We start from the raw sequence: 15,284 nt of genomic DNA on the forward strand, positions 1-15,284 counted from the left end.
AAGAATCCATGTCACTTTGAGTGCCCACACAGATTGTCTGATAAATTGTTAAAGAGCAGTTGCAACGCGGCTTTCAGCTCACCGTTGCGAGGTCCCGTATAATACGTTTTCCTCATTCAGAGTCAAGCGCTTATTTCGCTTTTCCCTGTCGGTTTTAAGCGTCGTATTTCACTGCTGAAACCCTGCTGACCAGGCGGCTTGTTTGCCGTTGTTCCGTGTCAGTGGAGGCGCATTATAGGGAGTAATTCTGAAGTGACAAGCATAAATTCAAAAAAACAATTCAAGCGCTCACTTTTCAACCAAACCATCGCTTGGACTTTAATTCTTGCCTGGTTTTTAAACAAAAACGAGCCCTGAGGGCCCGTTTTTGTCGTTTTGTGACTTACTGCACTGCCACGATACGGTCGTCTTTCACCACCAGCTCGACGGTTTTACCCGGAACCAGCTCGCCAGACAAGATTTGCTGGGCTAACGGGTTCTCTATCTGTTGCTGGATGGCACGTTTCAATGGACGCGCGCCGTATACCGGGTCATAGCCATTTTCGCTGAGCAGCTTCAGCGCCTCATCGGACATATGCACTTCATAGCCGCGTTCTTCCAGACGTTTATACAAACGCTGCAGTTGGATCTGCGCAATAGAAGCAATGTGTTTTTCACCCAACGGATGGAAGACCACCACTTCATCAATACGGTTGATAAACTCCGGACGGAAGCGCTGGCTAACCACGCCAAGCACCAGATCCTTCATATGACCGTAGTCCAGCTCGCCGAAACGTTCCTGAATCAGATCGGAACCGAGGTTAGAGGTCATGATGACAACCGTATTACGGAAGTCGACCGTTCTCCCCTGCCCGTCGGTCAGGCGACCATCGTCAAGCACCTGCAGCAGAATGTTAAATACATCCGGATGCGCTTTTTCCACTTCATCCAGCAGGATGACGGAATAAGGACGACGACGGACCGCTTCGGTCAGATACCCGCCCTCTTCGTAACCCACGTATCCCGGAGGCGCACCGACCAGACGCGAGACGGAGTGTTTCTCCATAAACTCGGACATATCGATACGCACCATCGCGTCGTCGCTGTCGAACATGAAGTTAGCCAGCGTTTTGCAAAGCTCGGTTTTACCCACCCCGGTCGGGCCGAGGAACAGGAACGAACCAATTGGCCGGTTCGGGTCAGACAACCCGGCGCGGCTACGGCGAATGGCGTTGGATACCGCTTCAACCGCCTCATCCTGGCCAATGACGCGATGATGTAGATCCTGCTCCATACGCAGCAATTTCTCACGCTCGCTTTCCATCATGCGCGCCACCGGAATGCCGGTCCAGCGCGCCAGCACTTCGGCAATCTCGGCATCGGTTACTTTGTTACGTAACAGGCGCATCGTTTTGCCTTCAGACTGGGTGGCTGCCGCCAGCTGTTTTTCCAGCTCCGGAATTTTACCGTATTGCAGTTCGGACATCCGCGCGAGGTCGCCAAGACGTCGTGCTTGTTCGATGGCAATTTTGGCTTGTTCCAGCTCAGCTTTAATAGTCTGCGTACCGGACAGCGATGCTTTTTCCGCTTTCCACTCTTCTTCCAGCACCGAATACTGACTTTCTTTGTCCGCCAGCTCTTCATTAAGCATATCGAGACGCTTCAGGCTCGCTTCATCCGCCTCTTTCTTCAGCGCCTGCTGTTCCAGCTTCAACTGGATGATACGGCGATCGAGACGGTCCAGCTCTTCCGGCTTCGAGTCTATCTGCATACGGATGCTGGAGGCCGCTTCATCGATAAGGTCGATGGCTTTGTCCGGCAACTGACGGTCAGCAATATAGCGATGCGACAGGGTCGCCGCCGCCACGATGGCCGGGTCAGTGATCTGCACGTGGTGGTGCAGTTCATAACGTTCTTTCAGACCGCGCAGAATCGCGATGGTATCTTCTACCGTCGGCTCGGCAACGAACACTTTCTGGAAACGACGTTCCAGCGCGGCGTCTTTTTCAATGTACTGGCGGTATTCATCAAGGGTGGTGGCGCCGACGCAGTGCAGTTCACCGCGCGCCAGGGCCGGCTTCAGCATGTTGCCGGCATCCATCGCGCCGTCGGCTTTACCCGCGCCGACCATGGTGTGCAGCTCATCGATAAACAGGATAACGTTGCCTTCCTGTTTCGCCAGATCGTTCAGCACGCCTTTCAGACGCTCTTCGAATTCACCGCGATATTTCGCCCCGGCCACCAGCGCGCCCATATCCAGCGCCAATACCCGACGGCCTTTCAGCCCTTCTGGTACTTCGCCGTTGACGATACGCTGCGCCAGTCCTTCGACGATTGCTGTTTTACCCACCCCAGGCTCACCAATCAGAACCGGGTTGTTTTTAGTACGGCGCTGAAGTACCTGGATGGTACGACGGATCTCTTCATCACGGCCGATCACCGGGTCCAGCTTGCCTTGTTCGGCCCGTTCGGTCAGATCGACGGTAAATTTTTTCAATGCCTGACGTTGGTCTTCGGCACCCTGATCGTTCACGCTTTCACCTCCGCGCATTTGTTCAATCGCCTGAGTCACATTGGCGGTTGTTGCTCCGGCAGATTTCAGCAGGTCGGTCAGCGTACCGCGTGATTCAAGCGCCGCCAGAACGAACAGTTCTGACGAAATAAAGTTATCCTTTCTCTTTTGCGCCAGCTTGTCGCAAAGATTGAGAATACGCACCAGATCCTGAGACGGCTGCACGTCGCCGCCGGTACCTTCTACCTGCGGTAAACGGCTCAGCGCCTGTTCGATTTGGCTACGTAACGCCACGGCGTTAACACCCGCCGAGGTTAATAAAGGATGTACCGATCCCCCTTCCTGATTCAGTAAGGCGCTCATTAGATGAAGTGGTTCGATGAATTGGTTGTCGTGCCCGAGTGCTAGCGACTGGGCATCGGCAAGAGCAAGCTGGAATTTATTAGTAAGACGATCCAGACGCATAACTCCTCCCATAAACAGGTCAAATTTGCTACTGGAGATTAAATGAGGTCATCCCTCAATTATTCAAGGTTAAAGACCTGAACTATGTGAAAAATAAGTTTGCCTTCTGGATCGTCTTGATTCTCTAGGTTATATCAGCCAAATGAAACTTGCCATACGACCTGTGGTCTTGTCGCGACGATAAGAGAAAAAATCATCCTTTTCACTTAGAGTGCAACGATCGCCGCCGAAAATCTGCTCAACGCCGACGTTAGCCAGACGCTGACGAGCCAATTGATAGATATTAGCAAAATATTTTTCACCGGCAGGACGGAAGGCGCTCTCCGCCTGGGCATCTTTGGCGATGAAAGCCTCGCGTACTTCCGCACCGACTTCAAACGCCTCTGGGCCAATTGCCGGACCAAGCCAGGCCAGAATATTTTCCGGTTTATCTTTAAAGCAGGCGACCGTTTCTTCCAGTACGCCTTCACATAAGCCGCGCCATCCGGCGTGCGCCGCCGCTACCTCGGTTCCGGCGCGGTTACAGAACAGCACCGGCAGGCAGTCCGCGGTCATCACCGCACAAACGGTACCCGGCCTATTACAGTATGACGCATCGGCGCGTTTTGACACGTACGGCCCGCCATCCAATTTTAGTACCGTGGTGCCATGCACCTGCTCCAGCCACACCGGATAAGAGGGTAATCCGCCAGCGGCAAACATCCGCCGGCGGTTTTCTTCGACATGCAGGAGATCGTCGCCGCAATGGGCGCCAAGGTTCAACGAGTCATACGGAGGCAGGCTCACGCCGCCCAAACGAGTAGAACTACAGGCCGCTACGCCTTTCGGCATAGGCCACTGCGGAACAATCAGCTTTGTCATAGCCAGTCAATATCGTCCTTATGGGCTTCAAAATCGGCGCGCATGGCGTCGATCAGTTCCACCATATCCTGCGGGATCGGCGCGTGCCATTCCATCTCAATGCCGGTTATTGGGTGATACAAACGCAGCATGGTCGCGTGCAATGCCTGGCGATCGAATTTGCGCAGCGCGTTGATGAACTCGTCCGATGCCCCTTTCGGCGGACGCGGGCGGCCGCCGTAAACCTGATCGCCCACCAGAGGATGGGTGATATGCGCCATATGGACGCGAATCTGGTGGGTACGGCCGGTTTCCAGACGCAGGCGCAAACGGGTGTGGATACGGAAATGCTCCATAATGCGGTAATGGGTCACCGCCGGTTTACCCATCGGGTGAACCGCCATATGCGTACGCTTGGTTGGGTGACGGCTGATTGGTTCTTCAACCGTACCGCCAGCGGTCATATGGCCGATGGCCACCGCTTCATACTCGCGGGTAATTTCGCGCAGCTGCAGCGACTCGACCAGACGCGTTTGCGCCGGAATAGTCTTCGCCACGACCATCAGGCCGGTGGTGTCTTTATCCAGACGGTGAACAATACCCGCGCGAGGGACATCGGCAATGGGCGGATAGTAATGCAGCAGCGCATTCAGCACAGTACCGTCAGGGTTGCCCGCACCGGGGTGCACAACCAAATCACGTGGTTTGTTGATGACCAGGATGTCGTCATCTTCATAGACGATATTGAGCGGAATATCCTGCGGTTCAAAACGCACGTCTTCCTCGATCTCAACATCGATAGAGACGGCTTCGCCGCCAAAAACCTTTTCTTTCGGCTTGTCGATGACGTTGCCGTTTACCAGCACGCGCTGGTCAAGGATCCATTCTTTTATCCGCGAACGTGAATAATCCGGGAACAATTCGGCCAAAGCCTGATCTAAGCGTTGACCGAGTTGATTTTCGGACACCGTTGCGGTGAGTTGTACTCGTTGTGCCATATACAGCTTCTTCGTTTAACGTTGGGTTTTACGGCTTTGCCGTTTAATATAGTGTGCTATTGTAGCTGGTCTTAATCGGGAGCAGGAACAGAGATTCTCCCGCATAAACATTTTGAGGAAGTCAAAACGTCATGACGCGCATGAAATACCTGGTGGCAGCAGCCACACTGAGCCTGGCTTTGGTGGGTTGCTCTGGCTCAAAGGAGGAGGTGCCTGATAATCCGCCGAATGAAATTTACGCGACCGCCCAGCAAAAGTTGCAGGACGGTAACTGGAAACAGGCAATAACGCAACTGGAAGCGTTGGATAATCGCTATCCATTTGGTCCTTACTCCCAACAGGTACAGCTGGACCTGATTTATGCGTATTACAAAAATGCCGATTTGCCGCTGGCTCAGGCCGCAATCGATCGTTTCGCTCGTCTGAATCCTACGCATCCAAACATTGACTACGTCATCTATATGCGCGGCCTGACTAACATGGCCCTTGATGACAGCGCCCTGCAGGGCTTCTTCGGCGTCGATCGTTCCGACCGCGACCCGCAGCACGCTCGCGACGCATTCAATGATTTCTCGAAGCTGGTTCGCGGTTATCCGAACAGCCAGTACGCCACTGACGCCTACAAGCGTCTGGTGTTCCTGAAAGACCGTCTGGCGAAGTATGAGCTATCGGTGGTGGATTATTACACCGACCGCGGCGCCTGGGTTGCCGTCGTGAACCGCGTTGACGGTATGCTGCGTAACTACCCGGATACGCAGGCCACTCGCGATGCGCTGCCGAAGATGGAAAACGCCTATCGTCAGATGCAAATGAACGCGCAGGCTGACAAAGTCGCCAAAATCATCGCCGCCAACGGCAAAAACACCTGAGGGTGATAGCAGAAAGCAAAACGGCAGCCCCTGGCTGCCGTTTTTTTATTCAATGAACACCAGCGCTGAAGCGGTTTAGCGCCGAGTTAACTCATCAAATATGGCCCCCTTTCTTCATTTCGACAAGTAAAATCTCATCCGTTCCTGTCCTGTCTCACAAAATGAATTCGTTGACAAAAAGTGACATTTAAATGTGATTTAGATCACACATTTTGACATTGGGCGAGGTATGCTGGGTTCACCAAGACGGGAAAGACAAGAGGTAAAATTTATGACAATGAACATTACCAGTAAACAAATGGAAATTACTCCGGCAATCCGCCAGCATGTCGCAGACCGTCTCGCCAAACTGGATAAGTGGCAAACTCATTTAATCAACCCGCACATCATTCTCTCTAAGGAGCCGCAGGGTTTTATTGCTGACGCAACCATCAATACGCCGAACGGTCATCTGGTTGCCAGCGCGCGTCATGAAGACATGTACGCCGCCATTAACGAATTGATCAACAAGCTGGAACGGCAGCTGAATAAAGTGCAACACAAAGGGGAAGCCCGCCGCGCCGCCACATCGGTGAAAGAGGCAGGCTTTGTGGAAGAAGAAGAGTAATCCTTAACTTAAGTTGTGTCATGCCACGCGCCTTCGGGCGCGTTTTTCGTTTTTTAATTGACAGGATGAAAACAGTACAGGTACTGTAATCCACACTAACCTAAGGAATTCATCGTGAAACGACTCCCGTTCTTCTTCGCATTCTTTTTTACCTTCCCCTGACTGGGAGGCGGTTCGTCGTATAAGAAAGAATGCGAAGACGAATAACAAGGCCTCCCACGCGGGAGGCCTTTTTTATTGATAACAAGAAAGGCAACACAATCATGACCGAGGAAAACCCATTACTGGCCCTGCGCGACAAAATAAGCGCCCTGGATGAAAAACTGCTCGCGCTGCTGGCTGAACGCCGCGGCCTGGCGGTGGAGGTCGGGAAAGCGAAGCTGGAATCGCACCGTCCGGTACGCGATATCGACCGCGAACGCGACCTGCTGGAGCGTTTAATGACGCTTGGCAAAAAGCACCATCTGGACGCCCACTACATTACCCGCCTGTTCCAGCTGATTATTGAAGACTCCGTTCTTACCCAGCAGGCGCTTCTGCAGCAGCATCTTAATAAGATTAACCCCCACTCCGCGCGTATCGCCTTCCTGGGGCCTAAAGGCTCGTACTCACATCTTGCCGCGCGCCAGTACGCCGCGCGTCATTTTGAGCAATTTATCGAAAGCGGCTGCGCGAAATTCGCCGATATCTTTGAGCAGGTCGAAACCGGTCAGGCCGATTACGCCGTCGTGCCGATTGAAAACACCAGCTCCGGCGGGATCAACGATGTGTACGATCTGCTGCAGCATACCAGTCTGTCGATCGTCGGCGAACTGACGCTGCCAATCGATCACTGTGTGCTCGTTTCCTCCTCAACGGACGCCGATAAGATCAAGACCGTCTATAGCCATCCGCAGCCGTTCCAGCAGTGCAGCCAGTATTTAAGCCGCTATCCGCACTGGAAAATCGAGTACACCGAGAGCACCTCGGCGGCGATGGAAAAGGTCGCGCAGGCAAAATCCCCCACCGTTGCCGCGCTGGGTAGCGAGGCCGGCGGCGCGCTGTACGGGCTGCAGGTGCTGGAGCACTGCCAGGCTAACCAGACGCAAAACATCACTCGTTTCCTGGTACTGGCGCGTAAAGCGGTGAACGTATCCGATCAGGTGCCGGCGAAAACGACGCTGTTAATCGCCACCGGCCAACAGGCAGGCGCGCTGGTTGAAGCGCTACTGGTGCTGCGTAACCACAACCTGATCATGAGCAAGCTGGAATCGCGGCCAATCCACGGTAACCCGTGGGAAGAGATGTTTTATCTGGATATTCAGGCCAACCTGGAATCCCTTCCGCTACGTAAGGCTTTAAAAGAGCTGGCCGAAATTACCCGTTCGATGAAAGTACTGGGCTGTTACCCAAGCGAAAACGTCGTGCCGGTCGACCCGGCTTAACGTTCAATAAATTGCCGTTTCTTCATCCCTGCCACCGCAACCGGCAGGGTGAAGATGGCGCCGGAAAGCGGATATTTCGCCACTTCGTCGGCGTCCATATTTTCCCGGGTAGTAGTGATATAGAGCGTTTTCATATCCGCGCCGCCGAAACACACCATCGTGGGGCAACGCACCGGCACGCGATACTCTTCCAGTTGTTCTCCGTTCGGCGAAAAACGGGCAATCCGCCAGCCGTCAAACATCGCGCTCCAGTAACAGCCTTCTTCATCAACCGCCGCACCGTCAGGGATCCCTTCTCCCGGATGGAAACGACGAAGTACTTCCCGTTTGCCCGGCTCACCCTGTTCATCCAGCGGCGTGCGGTAAATCACCGCGTTCGGCGTATCGGAGGTATACATCCAGCGCTTATCGTCGCTAAACGCCAGACCATTAGCACCATGAATATCGCACTGCACCACCTTTGGCGTCAGGTCATTATCAATCCGTACCAGCAGCGCGCCGTTGTAATCCCCCGGCCCCCAGAAGGTGCCTGCGTAAAAACGGCCATCCCGGTCGGTGCCGCCGTCGTTAAAACGCGCCAGATCCGGGTTACTTGGGTTATCACAGATTTTGCGTTGCAGCAGACCACGGGCATCACAAAGCCAGATACCGCTACGTAATGCGACGATAAAACCGCCCTTCTCGCGCAGAGCAAAGCAGCCCACTTCTTCGGGAAATTGCAGAACCTGGTGTTCTTTACTGCGTGTATCGTAGCGGTGAATTTCGCACTCCAGAATATCCGCCCAGTACAGTGCCTGTTCGGCATCGCTCCAGGTTGGGCATTCCGGCAGGTGCCCGACGTAATCAAACAGCGGTTGCGGTTGAGCCATCTTTTCATCCCTATAAAAAAAGCCAGCGGGTTACCCCTCTGGCTTTATTGTATACACGTTTAGCGGACTTACTGTCGATTATCATTCGCCTGACGCAGCAGCGTGCGGCTTTCGCTCTGGAAGCGCTGGGCGTAATCGCCAAACCAGTGTTCGACTTTACGGAAGCTGTCGATAAACGCCTGTTTATCGCCCTGCTCCAGCAGGCCAATCGCTTCGCCGAAACGCTGGTAGTAGCGCTTAATCAACGCCAGATTATTTTCTGACGACATAATGATGTCGGCATACAGCTGCGGATCCTGGGCAAACAGACGCCCCACCATCGCCAGCTCCAGCCGATAAATCGGCGAAGAGAGCGCCAATAGTTGCTCAAGACGAACGTTCTCTTCGGCCAGATGCAGGCCATAGGCGAAAGTGGCAAAGTGACGCAACGCCTGAATAAACGCCATGTTCTGATCGTGCTCAACGGCGCTGATGCGGTGCAGTCGCGCGCCCCAGACCTGAATCTGTTCAAGGAACCACTGATACGCTTCCGGCTGACGCCCGTCGCAGTACACCACCACCTGTTTCGCCAGGCTGCCGCTATCCGGACCGAACATCGGGTGTAATCCCAATACCGGGCCGTTATGCGCCGCCAGCATCGCCTGCAGCGGCTCGGCTTTGATGGAAGCCAGATCGACCAGAATGCAATCCGCCGGCAGCGGCGGCAGACGCGAAATCGTCTCTGCTGTGGTATGGATCGGAACGCTGACGATAACCATCCCGGCATCGGCGACAATCTCTGTCGCCCGCGGCCAGTCTTCTTTTTCCAGCACCCGCACCTGATAACCTGACAGCGTCAGCATCTTCTCAAACAGACGCCCCATCTGCCCGCCGCCGCCAACAATAACCACCGGGCGCAGATTCGGATGCAGCGTTTTGAAGCCTTTGTCGTTTTCACTTGAATACGATTCGCGCATCACCCGGCGCAGGACATCCTCGATAAGATCCGGCGGCACGCCGAGCGCCGCCGCCTCTTCCCGGCGGGAAGCCAGCATCGCGGCTTCGCGTTCCGGTACGTAAATGGGCAGGCCATATTTACTCTTAACCTCGCCAACTTCCGCCACCAGCTCCAGGCGTTTTGCCAGCAAATCAAGCAGCGCCTTATCAACTTCATCAATTTGATCGCGCAATGCGGTCAGTTCAGCAACCATACAATCCTCTTAACCCAGACGTGCCGCCAGATGTCCGCGCAGATCGCAATCAAGCTCGCGCAGCAGTGCATCGGTAGTTTCCCAGCTGATGCAGGCATCGGTGACGGATACGCCGTACTTCATATCGCAACGGGGCTGCTCAGAAGACTGATTGCCTTCGTGGATATTGCTCTCAATCATCAGGCCAATGATGGAACGGTTGCCATCTTTGATCTGCGCGACGACGGATTCCGCAACCGCCGGCTGACGACGGTAGTCTTTATTGGAATTACCATGACTGCAATCTATCATCAGCGACGGTTTCAGTCCCGCCTGCGCCATCTCTTTTTCGCACTTCTCAACGTCTTCCGGGCCGTAGTTAGGCGCTTTGCCGCCGCGCAGAATGACGTGACCATCCGGATTCCCCTGGGTCTGCAGCAGACAAACCTGGCCGGCCTGGTTGATACCGACGAAGCGGTGCGGCATCGCGGCGGCGCGCATGGCGTTGATCGCCGTCGCCAGGCTGCCATCGGTACCGTTTTTAAAACCAACCGGCATTGACAGACCGGATGCCATTTCACGGTGAGTCTGCGATTCGGTGGTACGCGCGCCGATGGCGGACCAGCTGAACAGATCGCCAAGGTACTGCGGGCTATTAGGATCGAGCGCTTCTGTCGCCAGCGGCAGGCCCATATTGACCAAATCAACCAGCAGGCGACGCGCGATCTTGAGACCGCCTTCAACATCAAACGAGCCATCCATGTGTGGATCGTTAATCAGCCCTTTCCAGCCAACGGTGGTACGTGGCTTTTCAAAATAGACGCGCATCACCAGGTAGAGGCTATCGCTGACCTCTGCGGCAAGGGCTTTAAATCGACGAGCATATTCGATAGCAGCTTCCGGATCGTGGATTGAGCAAGGACCGCAGACCACCAACAGACGCGGATCGCGGCCGGCAATAATGTTGGAAATAGTCTGGCGGGAATGCGCGATCTGCGCTTCCTGCTCCACGGTTAACGGGAATTCGGCTTTCAGCTGATCCGGGGTAATCAGAACTTGTTCATCGGTAATATGTACGTTATTCAGCGCGTCTTTTTGCATGATGGCGATCCTGTATAGCTCGTTTGCGATAGTTGTTGCCTCAGCGGGCATGACGTAACCATACCATATAAAGTAAAGATATCAATCCATATTACGTAAACATTAATTTACACCAGCAAAATAATTGACATTGGATTAGCAGAAAAGTGTTCACATAAATGTACACGTAACGAAAGACTCTTTTTGCCGCCGCGCTTTATGCATTCCTTTACTAAAATTCCTGGTAAGGATTATCTCAAAGCGGCCGGGGCAGCTAATGACGCTTTTTGCCAATAATGCTATTCTCCGCTCAGGCAACTGCGAACTGCGTTTCCCGTGCAATAACGATTTGACGGACCCGTTAATGAAAGAGTTTTACCGTCTATTTTTGCTTTTCTTTTTGCTCATCGCGGGAGTTCCCGCTTTTGCCGCTGAGACATCTGAGAACGTTCGCGCCATAGTTTCGGGGATTGTGACTTATACGCGCTGGCCAAATTTATCCGGCCCGCCGAAGTTATGCGTTTTTTCCACCTCCCGATATATCCGCAGTTTGGCTCAGGAAGCGCCGGAAAATTTACCTTATCAACCGGTGATAGTTCGAAATTCACAGGAAGCCCTAAAGGCCAGCTGCGACGGTTTGTATTTCGGCAGCGAAACCCCGGATCAGCAGTCTGCATTAACAAAAAAATATGGCTCCCGTCCTCTATTACTCATAGCGGAACAAAATACCGATTGCTCTTTTGGCAGCGCTTTTTGCTTGCTCATAAATGACGATAGGGTGAGGTTTTCCGTTAATCTGGATGTCCTGACGCATAGCGGTGTACGGGTCAATCCGGACGTACTGATGCTTGCCCGGAAGAAATCACATGAATAAGGATTTTTCTCAGGCCCCGCGCCCCACTTTCAAAAACGCGTTACGCCGAATCAGTATGATAAGCGTAGTGATTTCGATGACGCTGGTCTGGCTTTTGCTCAGTGCCGCCTCTGTCATCACGTTAAAACAGTACGCGCAAAAAAATCTTGAGCTCACCGCGGCAACCATGGGCCGCAGTCTCGAAGCGGCGCTGGTTTTTGGCGATGCTACCGCCGCAGAAGATACGCTGGCGACGCTTGGAAGACAGGGACAATTTTCCGAAGCTATGCTGCTGGACAGCCGTCAGCGCCATTTCGCCGATTGGCGTAATGACGCCTTAGTTAAAAACGAAAAATTCAGTGGTTATATTAGTAAATGGCTGTTTCCTGAACCGACCGTCCAGCCAATCTGGCATCAGGGGAAAATAATCGGTGAGCTTCGTCTGAAGGCGCTCGATCGGTTAATCAGTCATTTTCTTGGTACTTCGCTGATCGTGTTGACCGGTAGTATTCTGCTGGCGTCCGTTATCGCCCTGATGCTCACCCATTCTCTGCACCGCGGTATTGTCGCCGCGCTGCAAAGTATTACCGAAGTGGTACATGATATCCGCGAAAACCGCCATTTCTCGCGCCGTGTACCGGAAGAGCGTATTGAGGAATTCCATCTCTTCGCCCAGGACTTCAATAGCCTGCTCGGAGAAATGGAGGATTGGCAGCGTCAACTACAGGCGAAAAATGCGCAACTGCTGCGCAGCTCGTTGCATGATCCACTAACGGGATTGGCGAATCGCGCGGCGTTTCGCAACGTCATCGGGAAGCTGATGGACGATGACGCGGCACGTCATAGTTCGGCGCTGCTGTTTCTTGACGGCGATAATTTCAAACTCATTAACGATAACTGGGGACACGCCGCCGGCGATAAAGTCCTTATTGAGGTCGCCAGCCGCCTGATGGCATTCGTTGGCGACCAACACCAGGCATGGCGCCTGGGCGGCGATGAATTCGCCATTTTATTGCACGATGTGCATACAGAAACCGAAGTCCAGGCGCTTTGCGCAACGCTGTCCGAACAGTTTCTTCAGCCATTCAACCTCCACAATGGCCACACGGCAACGCTCTCTCTAAGTATTGGCTATGCTTTGACCTGGGAACACACCTCGGTGGAGGAGCTGCAGGAACTGGCCGATCAGAATATGTATCGGATGAAAAACCAGCGTTTTCATCACACACAAAAATAAGAAGGAATTACTATGCTCAGGCAATTTATTGCGCCCACTCTTCTGGCTGCATTTCTCCTCACTGGGTGCCAGGCGCCAGGTAAGTTCTCGAAAGAACAGGTCGCGGCAATGAAGTCTTACGGCTTTACCGAAGCCGCCGGTGATTGGTCTTTAGGTTTGTCTGACAGCATTCTGTTTGACAAAAACGACTATCGCCTGCGTCCCGACAGCCAGCAGCAAATCCACAGTATGGCCGCACGGTTAGCTGAAACCGGTATTACCCATAGCCGTCTTGAAGGTCATACCGATAACTACGGCGAAGACAGCTACAACGAAGCGCTGTCATTAAAGCGCGCCAACAGCGTGGCGGATGCCTGGGCTGAAGGCGCGAAGATCCCGCGCAGTAATTTAACCACCCGCGGGTTAGGTAAAAAGTACCCCATCGCCAGCAACGATACCGCGGCAGGCCGTGCTGAAAACCGCCGCGTTACCGTGGTGATCAGCACGCCTTAAGTACGTTAGTCTACCGACTTTGCCAGCCTCATCGCTGAAGCCGCGCGCCAGCGCAGGTAATCAACCACGAGGCACGCCGCGAGGCTGACGCCCATCAGCGGCACCGCCAGCCCGAGCAGGAGCGCTATTAACAGCGCAAGCGCCCGGGCGGCGACACTTAACCCCAGCCACGCTTGCACCAACGTTTGTGCAGGATTAAACGCACTCTGCGCCGGACGGCGGATCCACCACAGGCGATAGCCGACGACGATCATGACGCACAGGGCCAACCCGAATGCCACCAACAGCAACTGGTTCGCCACCCCGAACAGTAAACCCATATGAAAATCGACGCCCCAACGGGTCAGCTTAGCCATTAACGGGAAATCGCTAAAGCGGGTACGATCCACGACTTGTAACGTCTCGCCATCGATGGCCACCGCATCGACCCGCGTCGGCCAGCTACGGTCAATTTCATTCACCGTCCACGCCATCCCCGCGCTTTTTGGCGGCCGGATCTCCAGCTTGCTGGCCGTCAACCCTGCGGCCTGCGCCACCTGTAATACGCTATCGAACCGATCCGCAGTCACTTTCACCTGTGGCTCATCCATTGCCATATGCGCCATGTGGTGCCCGGCGTGCGGATCGGGCGGCATCGCCTCCCCGCCATGAAGTTGCGTATTGACCTGCGGCGTTAGCCAGCCAAACGCGTCGCGCATCTTATCGACGTTACCGCCCGCCCACTGCGACCAGGTTAAGCCGGTGGCGGAAAACAGTAACATCCCAACCAGTAACATCCAGCCCAGCATCACGTGCAGACGGCGGGTATTTTGCAGCCGATTATTTATCCGCCGTTTCGGACGGGTCATCGCCCATAGCGCAATACCGCCCAACGCCGCGACCCACATCCAGGAGGCCGCCAGTTCGCTGTACAGTCTGCCGCCGTCGCCCAGCAGCAATGATTTATGCGCGTAATCAATCCACTGGCGCAGCGGTAAAATACCGCTGGTACCGTAAACCGTCAGATCGCCTTTGACCCGTAGCGTCACCGGGTCAACAAAAATAGCCCGGTTTTCTGATTCCCCCAGCCGCGGGTCGGCAAACATCACCCGCGTCGTTTCGCCGGCGGTAATACCCGGGCGCACGGCCTGCAGTCGGAGATTGTTTTGCGTGGCCTCTTTGGCGACGGCAATTTGCGCGCTAAGAGGCTGTTTTTCGCCGTTGAGCGAGCCCTGTAAGGCCTCATGGTACAGCCAGTTTTCCAGCTGCGGCGTGGCGACATACAGCGTGCCGGTCAAGGCCGCGACAAAGATAAATGGTCCGATAAACAGACCAATATAGAAATGGAGGCGCCGCAGCAGGTTTAACCATGCCGCGCGCGAGGTGCAGGTTGTCATACTCTTCCTTTTTTAAAGCAAAAGAGGTCGTTGCGCAGTACGCAGATTCATTTTTATTAAAGGGAAAAAGCAGACAGCCGCGGCGGCGCGCGGGTTTCAGGGTAGAGCCAGGGGAAGTAGCGCCAGTGTTTTAATACCGGGCGAGAAGCCGGCAGGCGAATGCGCCGCAGGATCATGGCGAAGAACAGCGCCAGCGCGAACAGCAGCCCCGGTACGTGCGCTAATAGCACGCAATAGCCGCAGGCTTCGGCGTGATCAACCGGCATGCTATGCGCCGGCTGTGACGCGCTGTCAGCGCCGTGCATCATGGCCATCTCATGCCCGGACATCCCATCATGAGACTCGCCCATCGGCATAGCATGATACATGCCCGGCATTGCGCTCATGGGATCTTTCTGTAGCGATATGGAGATCAGCGGCGCCACCACGATCAGCAGGATCGCAAACAGCGCCAGCCAGCCGGCCCGCCGTTGAAATGCTGATTGTGAGAAAATAGTGCCGTTCACCGCCCCTC

General features: G+C 54.4%; 15 protein-coding genes and 1 other annotated feature. Of the genes, 7 read left to right on the forward strand and 8 right to left on the reverse strand.

Features of this window, described 5'->3' with window-relative positions:
• Positions 1-382: 382 nt before the first annotated feature.
• From clpB to rluD, 3 genes are all read right to left on the reverse strand, one after another.
• A complete protein-coding gene (gene clpB, locus ACSEMK_RS04985; RefSeq protein WP_015703191.1) occupies positions 383-2,956 on the reverse strand; it encodes an ATP-dependent chaperone ClpB in 2,574 nt (857 codons plus the stop codon).
• Between the two features lie 129 nt (positions 2,957-3,085).
• Positions 3,086-3,817, reverse strand: coding sequence for a purine nucleoside phosphorylase YfiH (yfiH, locus tag ACSEMK_RS04990; RefSeq protein ID WP_113374582.1), 732 nt, complete (start codon positions 3,815-3,817; stop codon positions 3,086-3,088).
• Entirely contained in the window at positions 3,814-4,794 is a 981-nt protein-coding gene (rluD, locus tag ACSEMK_RS04995) for a 23S rRNA pseudouridine(1911/1915/1917) synthase RluD (RefSeq protein ID WP_047077159.1), read from the reverse strand. Before rluD ends, yfiH begins: the two co-directional genes overlap by 4 nt.
• Positions 4,795-4,925: 131 nt before the next feature.
• On the opposite strand from rluD, the gene bamD reads away from it, so the two are divergent.
• The 4 genes from bamD to pheA all read left to right on the forward strand — a co-directional run bounded on the left by bamD (position 4,926) and on the right by pheA (position 7,694).
• Positions 4,926-5,663, forward strand: coding sequence for an outer membrane protein assembly factor BamD (gene bamD, locus ACSEMK_RS05000; RefSeq protein WP_015370268.1), 738 nt, complete (start codon positions 4,926-4,928; stop codon positions 5,661-5,663).
• A gap of 271 nt (positions 5,664-5,934) precedes the next feature.
• The gene (gene raiA, locus ACSEMK_RS05005; RefSeq protein ID WP_002914111.1) at positions 5,935-6,270 is read left to right on the forward strand and encodes a ribosome-associated translation inhibitor RaiA; all 336 of its coding nucleotides are present in this window, start codon (positions 5,935-5,937) and stop codon (positions 6,268-6,270) included.
• 113 nt (positions 6,271-6,383) lie between these two features.
• Positions 6,384-6,508: a sequence feature (Phe leader region), on the forward strand.
• Entirely contained in the window at positions 6,385-6,432 is a 48-nt protein-coding gene (gene pheL / locus ACSEMK_RS05010) for a pheA operon leader peptide PheL (protein ID WP_100279143.1), read from the forward strand. (Overlaps the previous feature by 48 nt.)
• A gap of 25 nt (positions 6,509-6,533) precedes the next feature.
• Complete coding sequence (gene pheA, locus ACSEMK_RS05015) at positions 6,534-7,694, forward strand: bifunctional chorismate mutase/prephenate dehydratase (protein ID WP_045378394.1); 1,161 nt, start codon at positions 6,534-6,536, stop codon at positions 7,692-7,694.
• Here the strand turns inward: pheA and ACSEMK_RS05020 are convergent.
• The 3 genes from ACSEMK_RS05020 to aroF form a co-directional block, all read right to left on the reverse strand.
• Entirely contained in the window at positions 7,691-8,563 is an 873-nt protein-coding gene (locus tag ACSEMK_RS05020) for an SMP-30/gluconolactonase/LRE family protein (RefSeq protein ID WP_430914589.1), read from the reverse strand. The genes pheA and ACSEMK_RS05020 overlap by 4 nt on opposite strands.
• Before the next feature lie 68 nt (positions 8,564-8,631).
• Entirely contained in the window at positions 8,632-9,753 is a 1,122-nt protein-coding gene (gene tyrA / locus ACSEMK_RS05025) for a bifunctional chorismate mutase/prephenate dehydrogenase (protein ID WP_015703194.1), read from the reverse strand.
• A 9-nt stretch (positions 9,754-9,762) separates the two neighbouring features.
• Complete coding sequence (gene aroF / locus ACSEMK_RS05030; RefSeq protein WP_213793409.1) at positions 9,763-10,833, reverse strand: 3-deoxy-7-phosphoheptulonate synthase AroF; 1,071 nt, start codon at positions 10,831-10,833, stop codon at positions 9,763-9,765.
• 343 nt (positions 10,834-11,176) lie between these two features.
• Between aroF and ACSEMK_RS05035 the strand changes: the two genes are divergently transcribed.
• From ACSEMK_RS05035 to ACSEMK_RS05045, 3 genes are read left to right on the forward strand one after another with little or no spacing between them, the layout of a single operon-like run.
• On the forward strand, positions 11,177-11,686 hold the full coding sequence (locus ACSEMK_RS05035; protein ID WP_026612240.1) for a YfiR family protein: 510 nt from the start codon (positions 11,177-11,179) through the stop codon (positions 11,684-11,686).
• Positions 11,679-12,902 (forward strand): diguanylate cyclase DgcN, encoded by a 1,224-nt coding sequence (gene dgcN / locus ACSEMK_RS05040; RefSeq protein ID WP_087858625.1) that lies wholly within the window; start codon positions 11,679-11,681, stop codon positions 12,900-12,902. The genes ACSEMK_RS05035 and dgcN overlap by 8 nt, the downstream gene beginning before the upstream one ends.
• A gap of 12 nt (positions 12,903-12,914) precedes the next feature.
• Positions 12,915-13,394, forward strand: coding sequence for an OmpA family protein (locus ACSEMK_RS05045; RefSeq protein ID WP_047066771.1), 480 nt, complete (start codon positions 12,915-12,917; stop codon positions 13,392-13,394).
• Positions 13,395-13,399: 5 nt separating this feature from the next.
• Here the strand turns inward: ACSEMK_RS05045 and ACSEMK_RS05050 are convergent, their stop codons facing one another.
• Both ACSEMK_RS05050 and ACSEMK_RS05055 read right to left on the reverse strand, forming a co-directional pair.
• The gene (locus ACSEMK_RS05050; RefSeq protein ID WP_430914590.1) at positions 13,400-14,770 is read right to left on the reverse strand and encodes a PepSY-associated TM helix domain-containing protein; all 1,371 of its coding nucleotides are present in this window, start codon (positions 14,768-14,770) and stop codon (positions 13,400-13,402) included.
• Positions 14,771-14,826: 56 nt separating this feature from the next.
• A complete protein-coding gene (locus tag ACSEMK_RS05055; protein ID WP_430914591.1) occupies positions 14,827-15,276 on the reverse strand; it encodes a DUF2946 domain-containing protein in 450 nt (149 codons plus the stop codon).
• Positions 15,277-15,284: the final 8 nt, after the last annotated feature.

The organism is Klebsiella sp. K-3, from assembly GCF_051207495.1.
Taxonomy (GTDB): Bacteria; Pseudomonadota; Gammaproteobacteria; order Enterobacterales; family Enterobacteriaceae; genus Klebsiella; species Klebsiella aerogenes.

Coding starts and splice junctions, on each gene's coding strand:
- clpB (WP_015703191.1), bottom strand. CDS start 2,956: ATGCGTCTGGATCGTCTTACTAATAAATTCCAGCTTGCTCTTGCCGAT.
- yfiH (WP_113374582.1), bottom strand. CDS start 3,817: ATGACAAAGCTGATTGTTCCGCAGTGGCCTATGCCGAAAGGCGTAGCG.
- rluD (WP_047077159.1), bottom strand. CDS start 4,794: ATGGCACAACGAGTACAACTCACCGCAACGGTGTCCGAAAATCAACTC.
- bamD (WP_015370268.1), top strand. CDS start 4,926: ATGACGCGCATGAAATACCTGGTGGCAGCAGCCACACTGAGCCTGGCT.
- raiA (WP_002914111.1), top strand. CDS start 5,935: ATGACAATGAACATTACCAGTAAACAAATGGAAATTACTCCGGCAATC.
- pheA (WP_045378394.1), top strand. CDS start 6,534: ATGACCGAGGAAAACCCATTACTGGCCCTGCGCGACAAAATAAGCGCC.
- ACSEMK_RS05020 (WP_430914589.1), bottom strand. CDS start 8,563: ATGGCTCAACCGCAACCGCTGTTTGATTACGTCGGGCACCTGCCGGAA.
- tyrA (WP_015703194.1), bottom strand. CDS start 9,753: ATGGTTGCTGAACTGACCGCATTGCGCGATCAAATTGATGAAGTTGAT.
- aroF (WP_213793409.1), bottom strand. CDS start 10,833: ATGCAAAAAGACGCGCTGAATAACGTACATATTACCGATGAACAAGTT.
- ACSEMK_RS05035 (WP_026612240.1), top strand. CDS start 11,177: ATGAAAGAGTTTTACCGTCTATTTTTGCTTTTCTTTTTGCTCATCGCG.
- dgcN (WP_087858625.1), top strand. CDS start 11,679: ATGAATAAGGATTTTTCTCAGGCCCCGCGCCCCACTTTCAAAAACGCG.
- ACSEMK_RS05045 (WP_047066771.1), top strand. CDS start 12,915: ATGCTCAGGCAATTTATTGCGCCCACTCTTCTGGCTGCATTTCTCCTC.
- ACSEMK_RS05050 (WP_430914590.1), bottom strand. CDS start 14,770: ATGACAACCTGCACCTCGCGCGCGGCATGGTTAAACCTGCTGCGGCGC.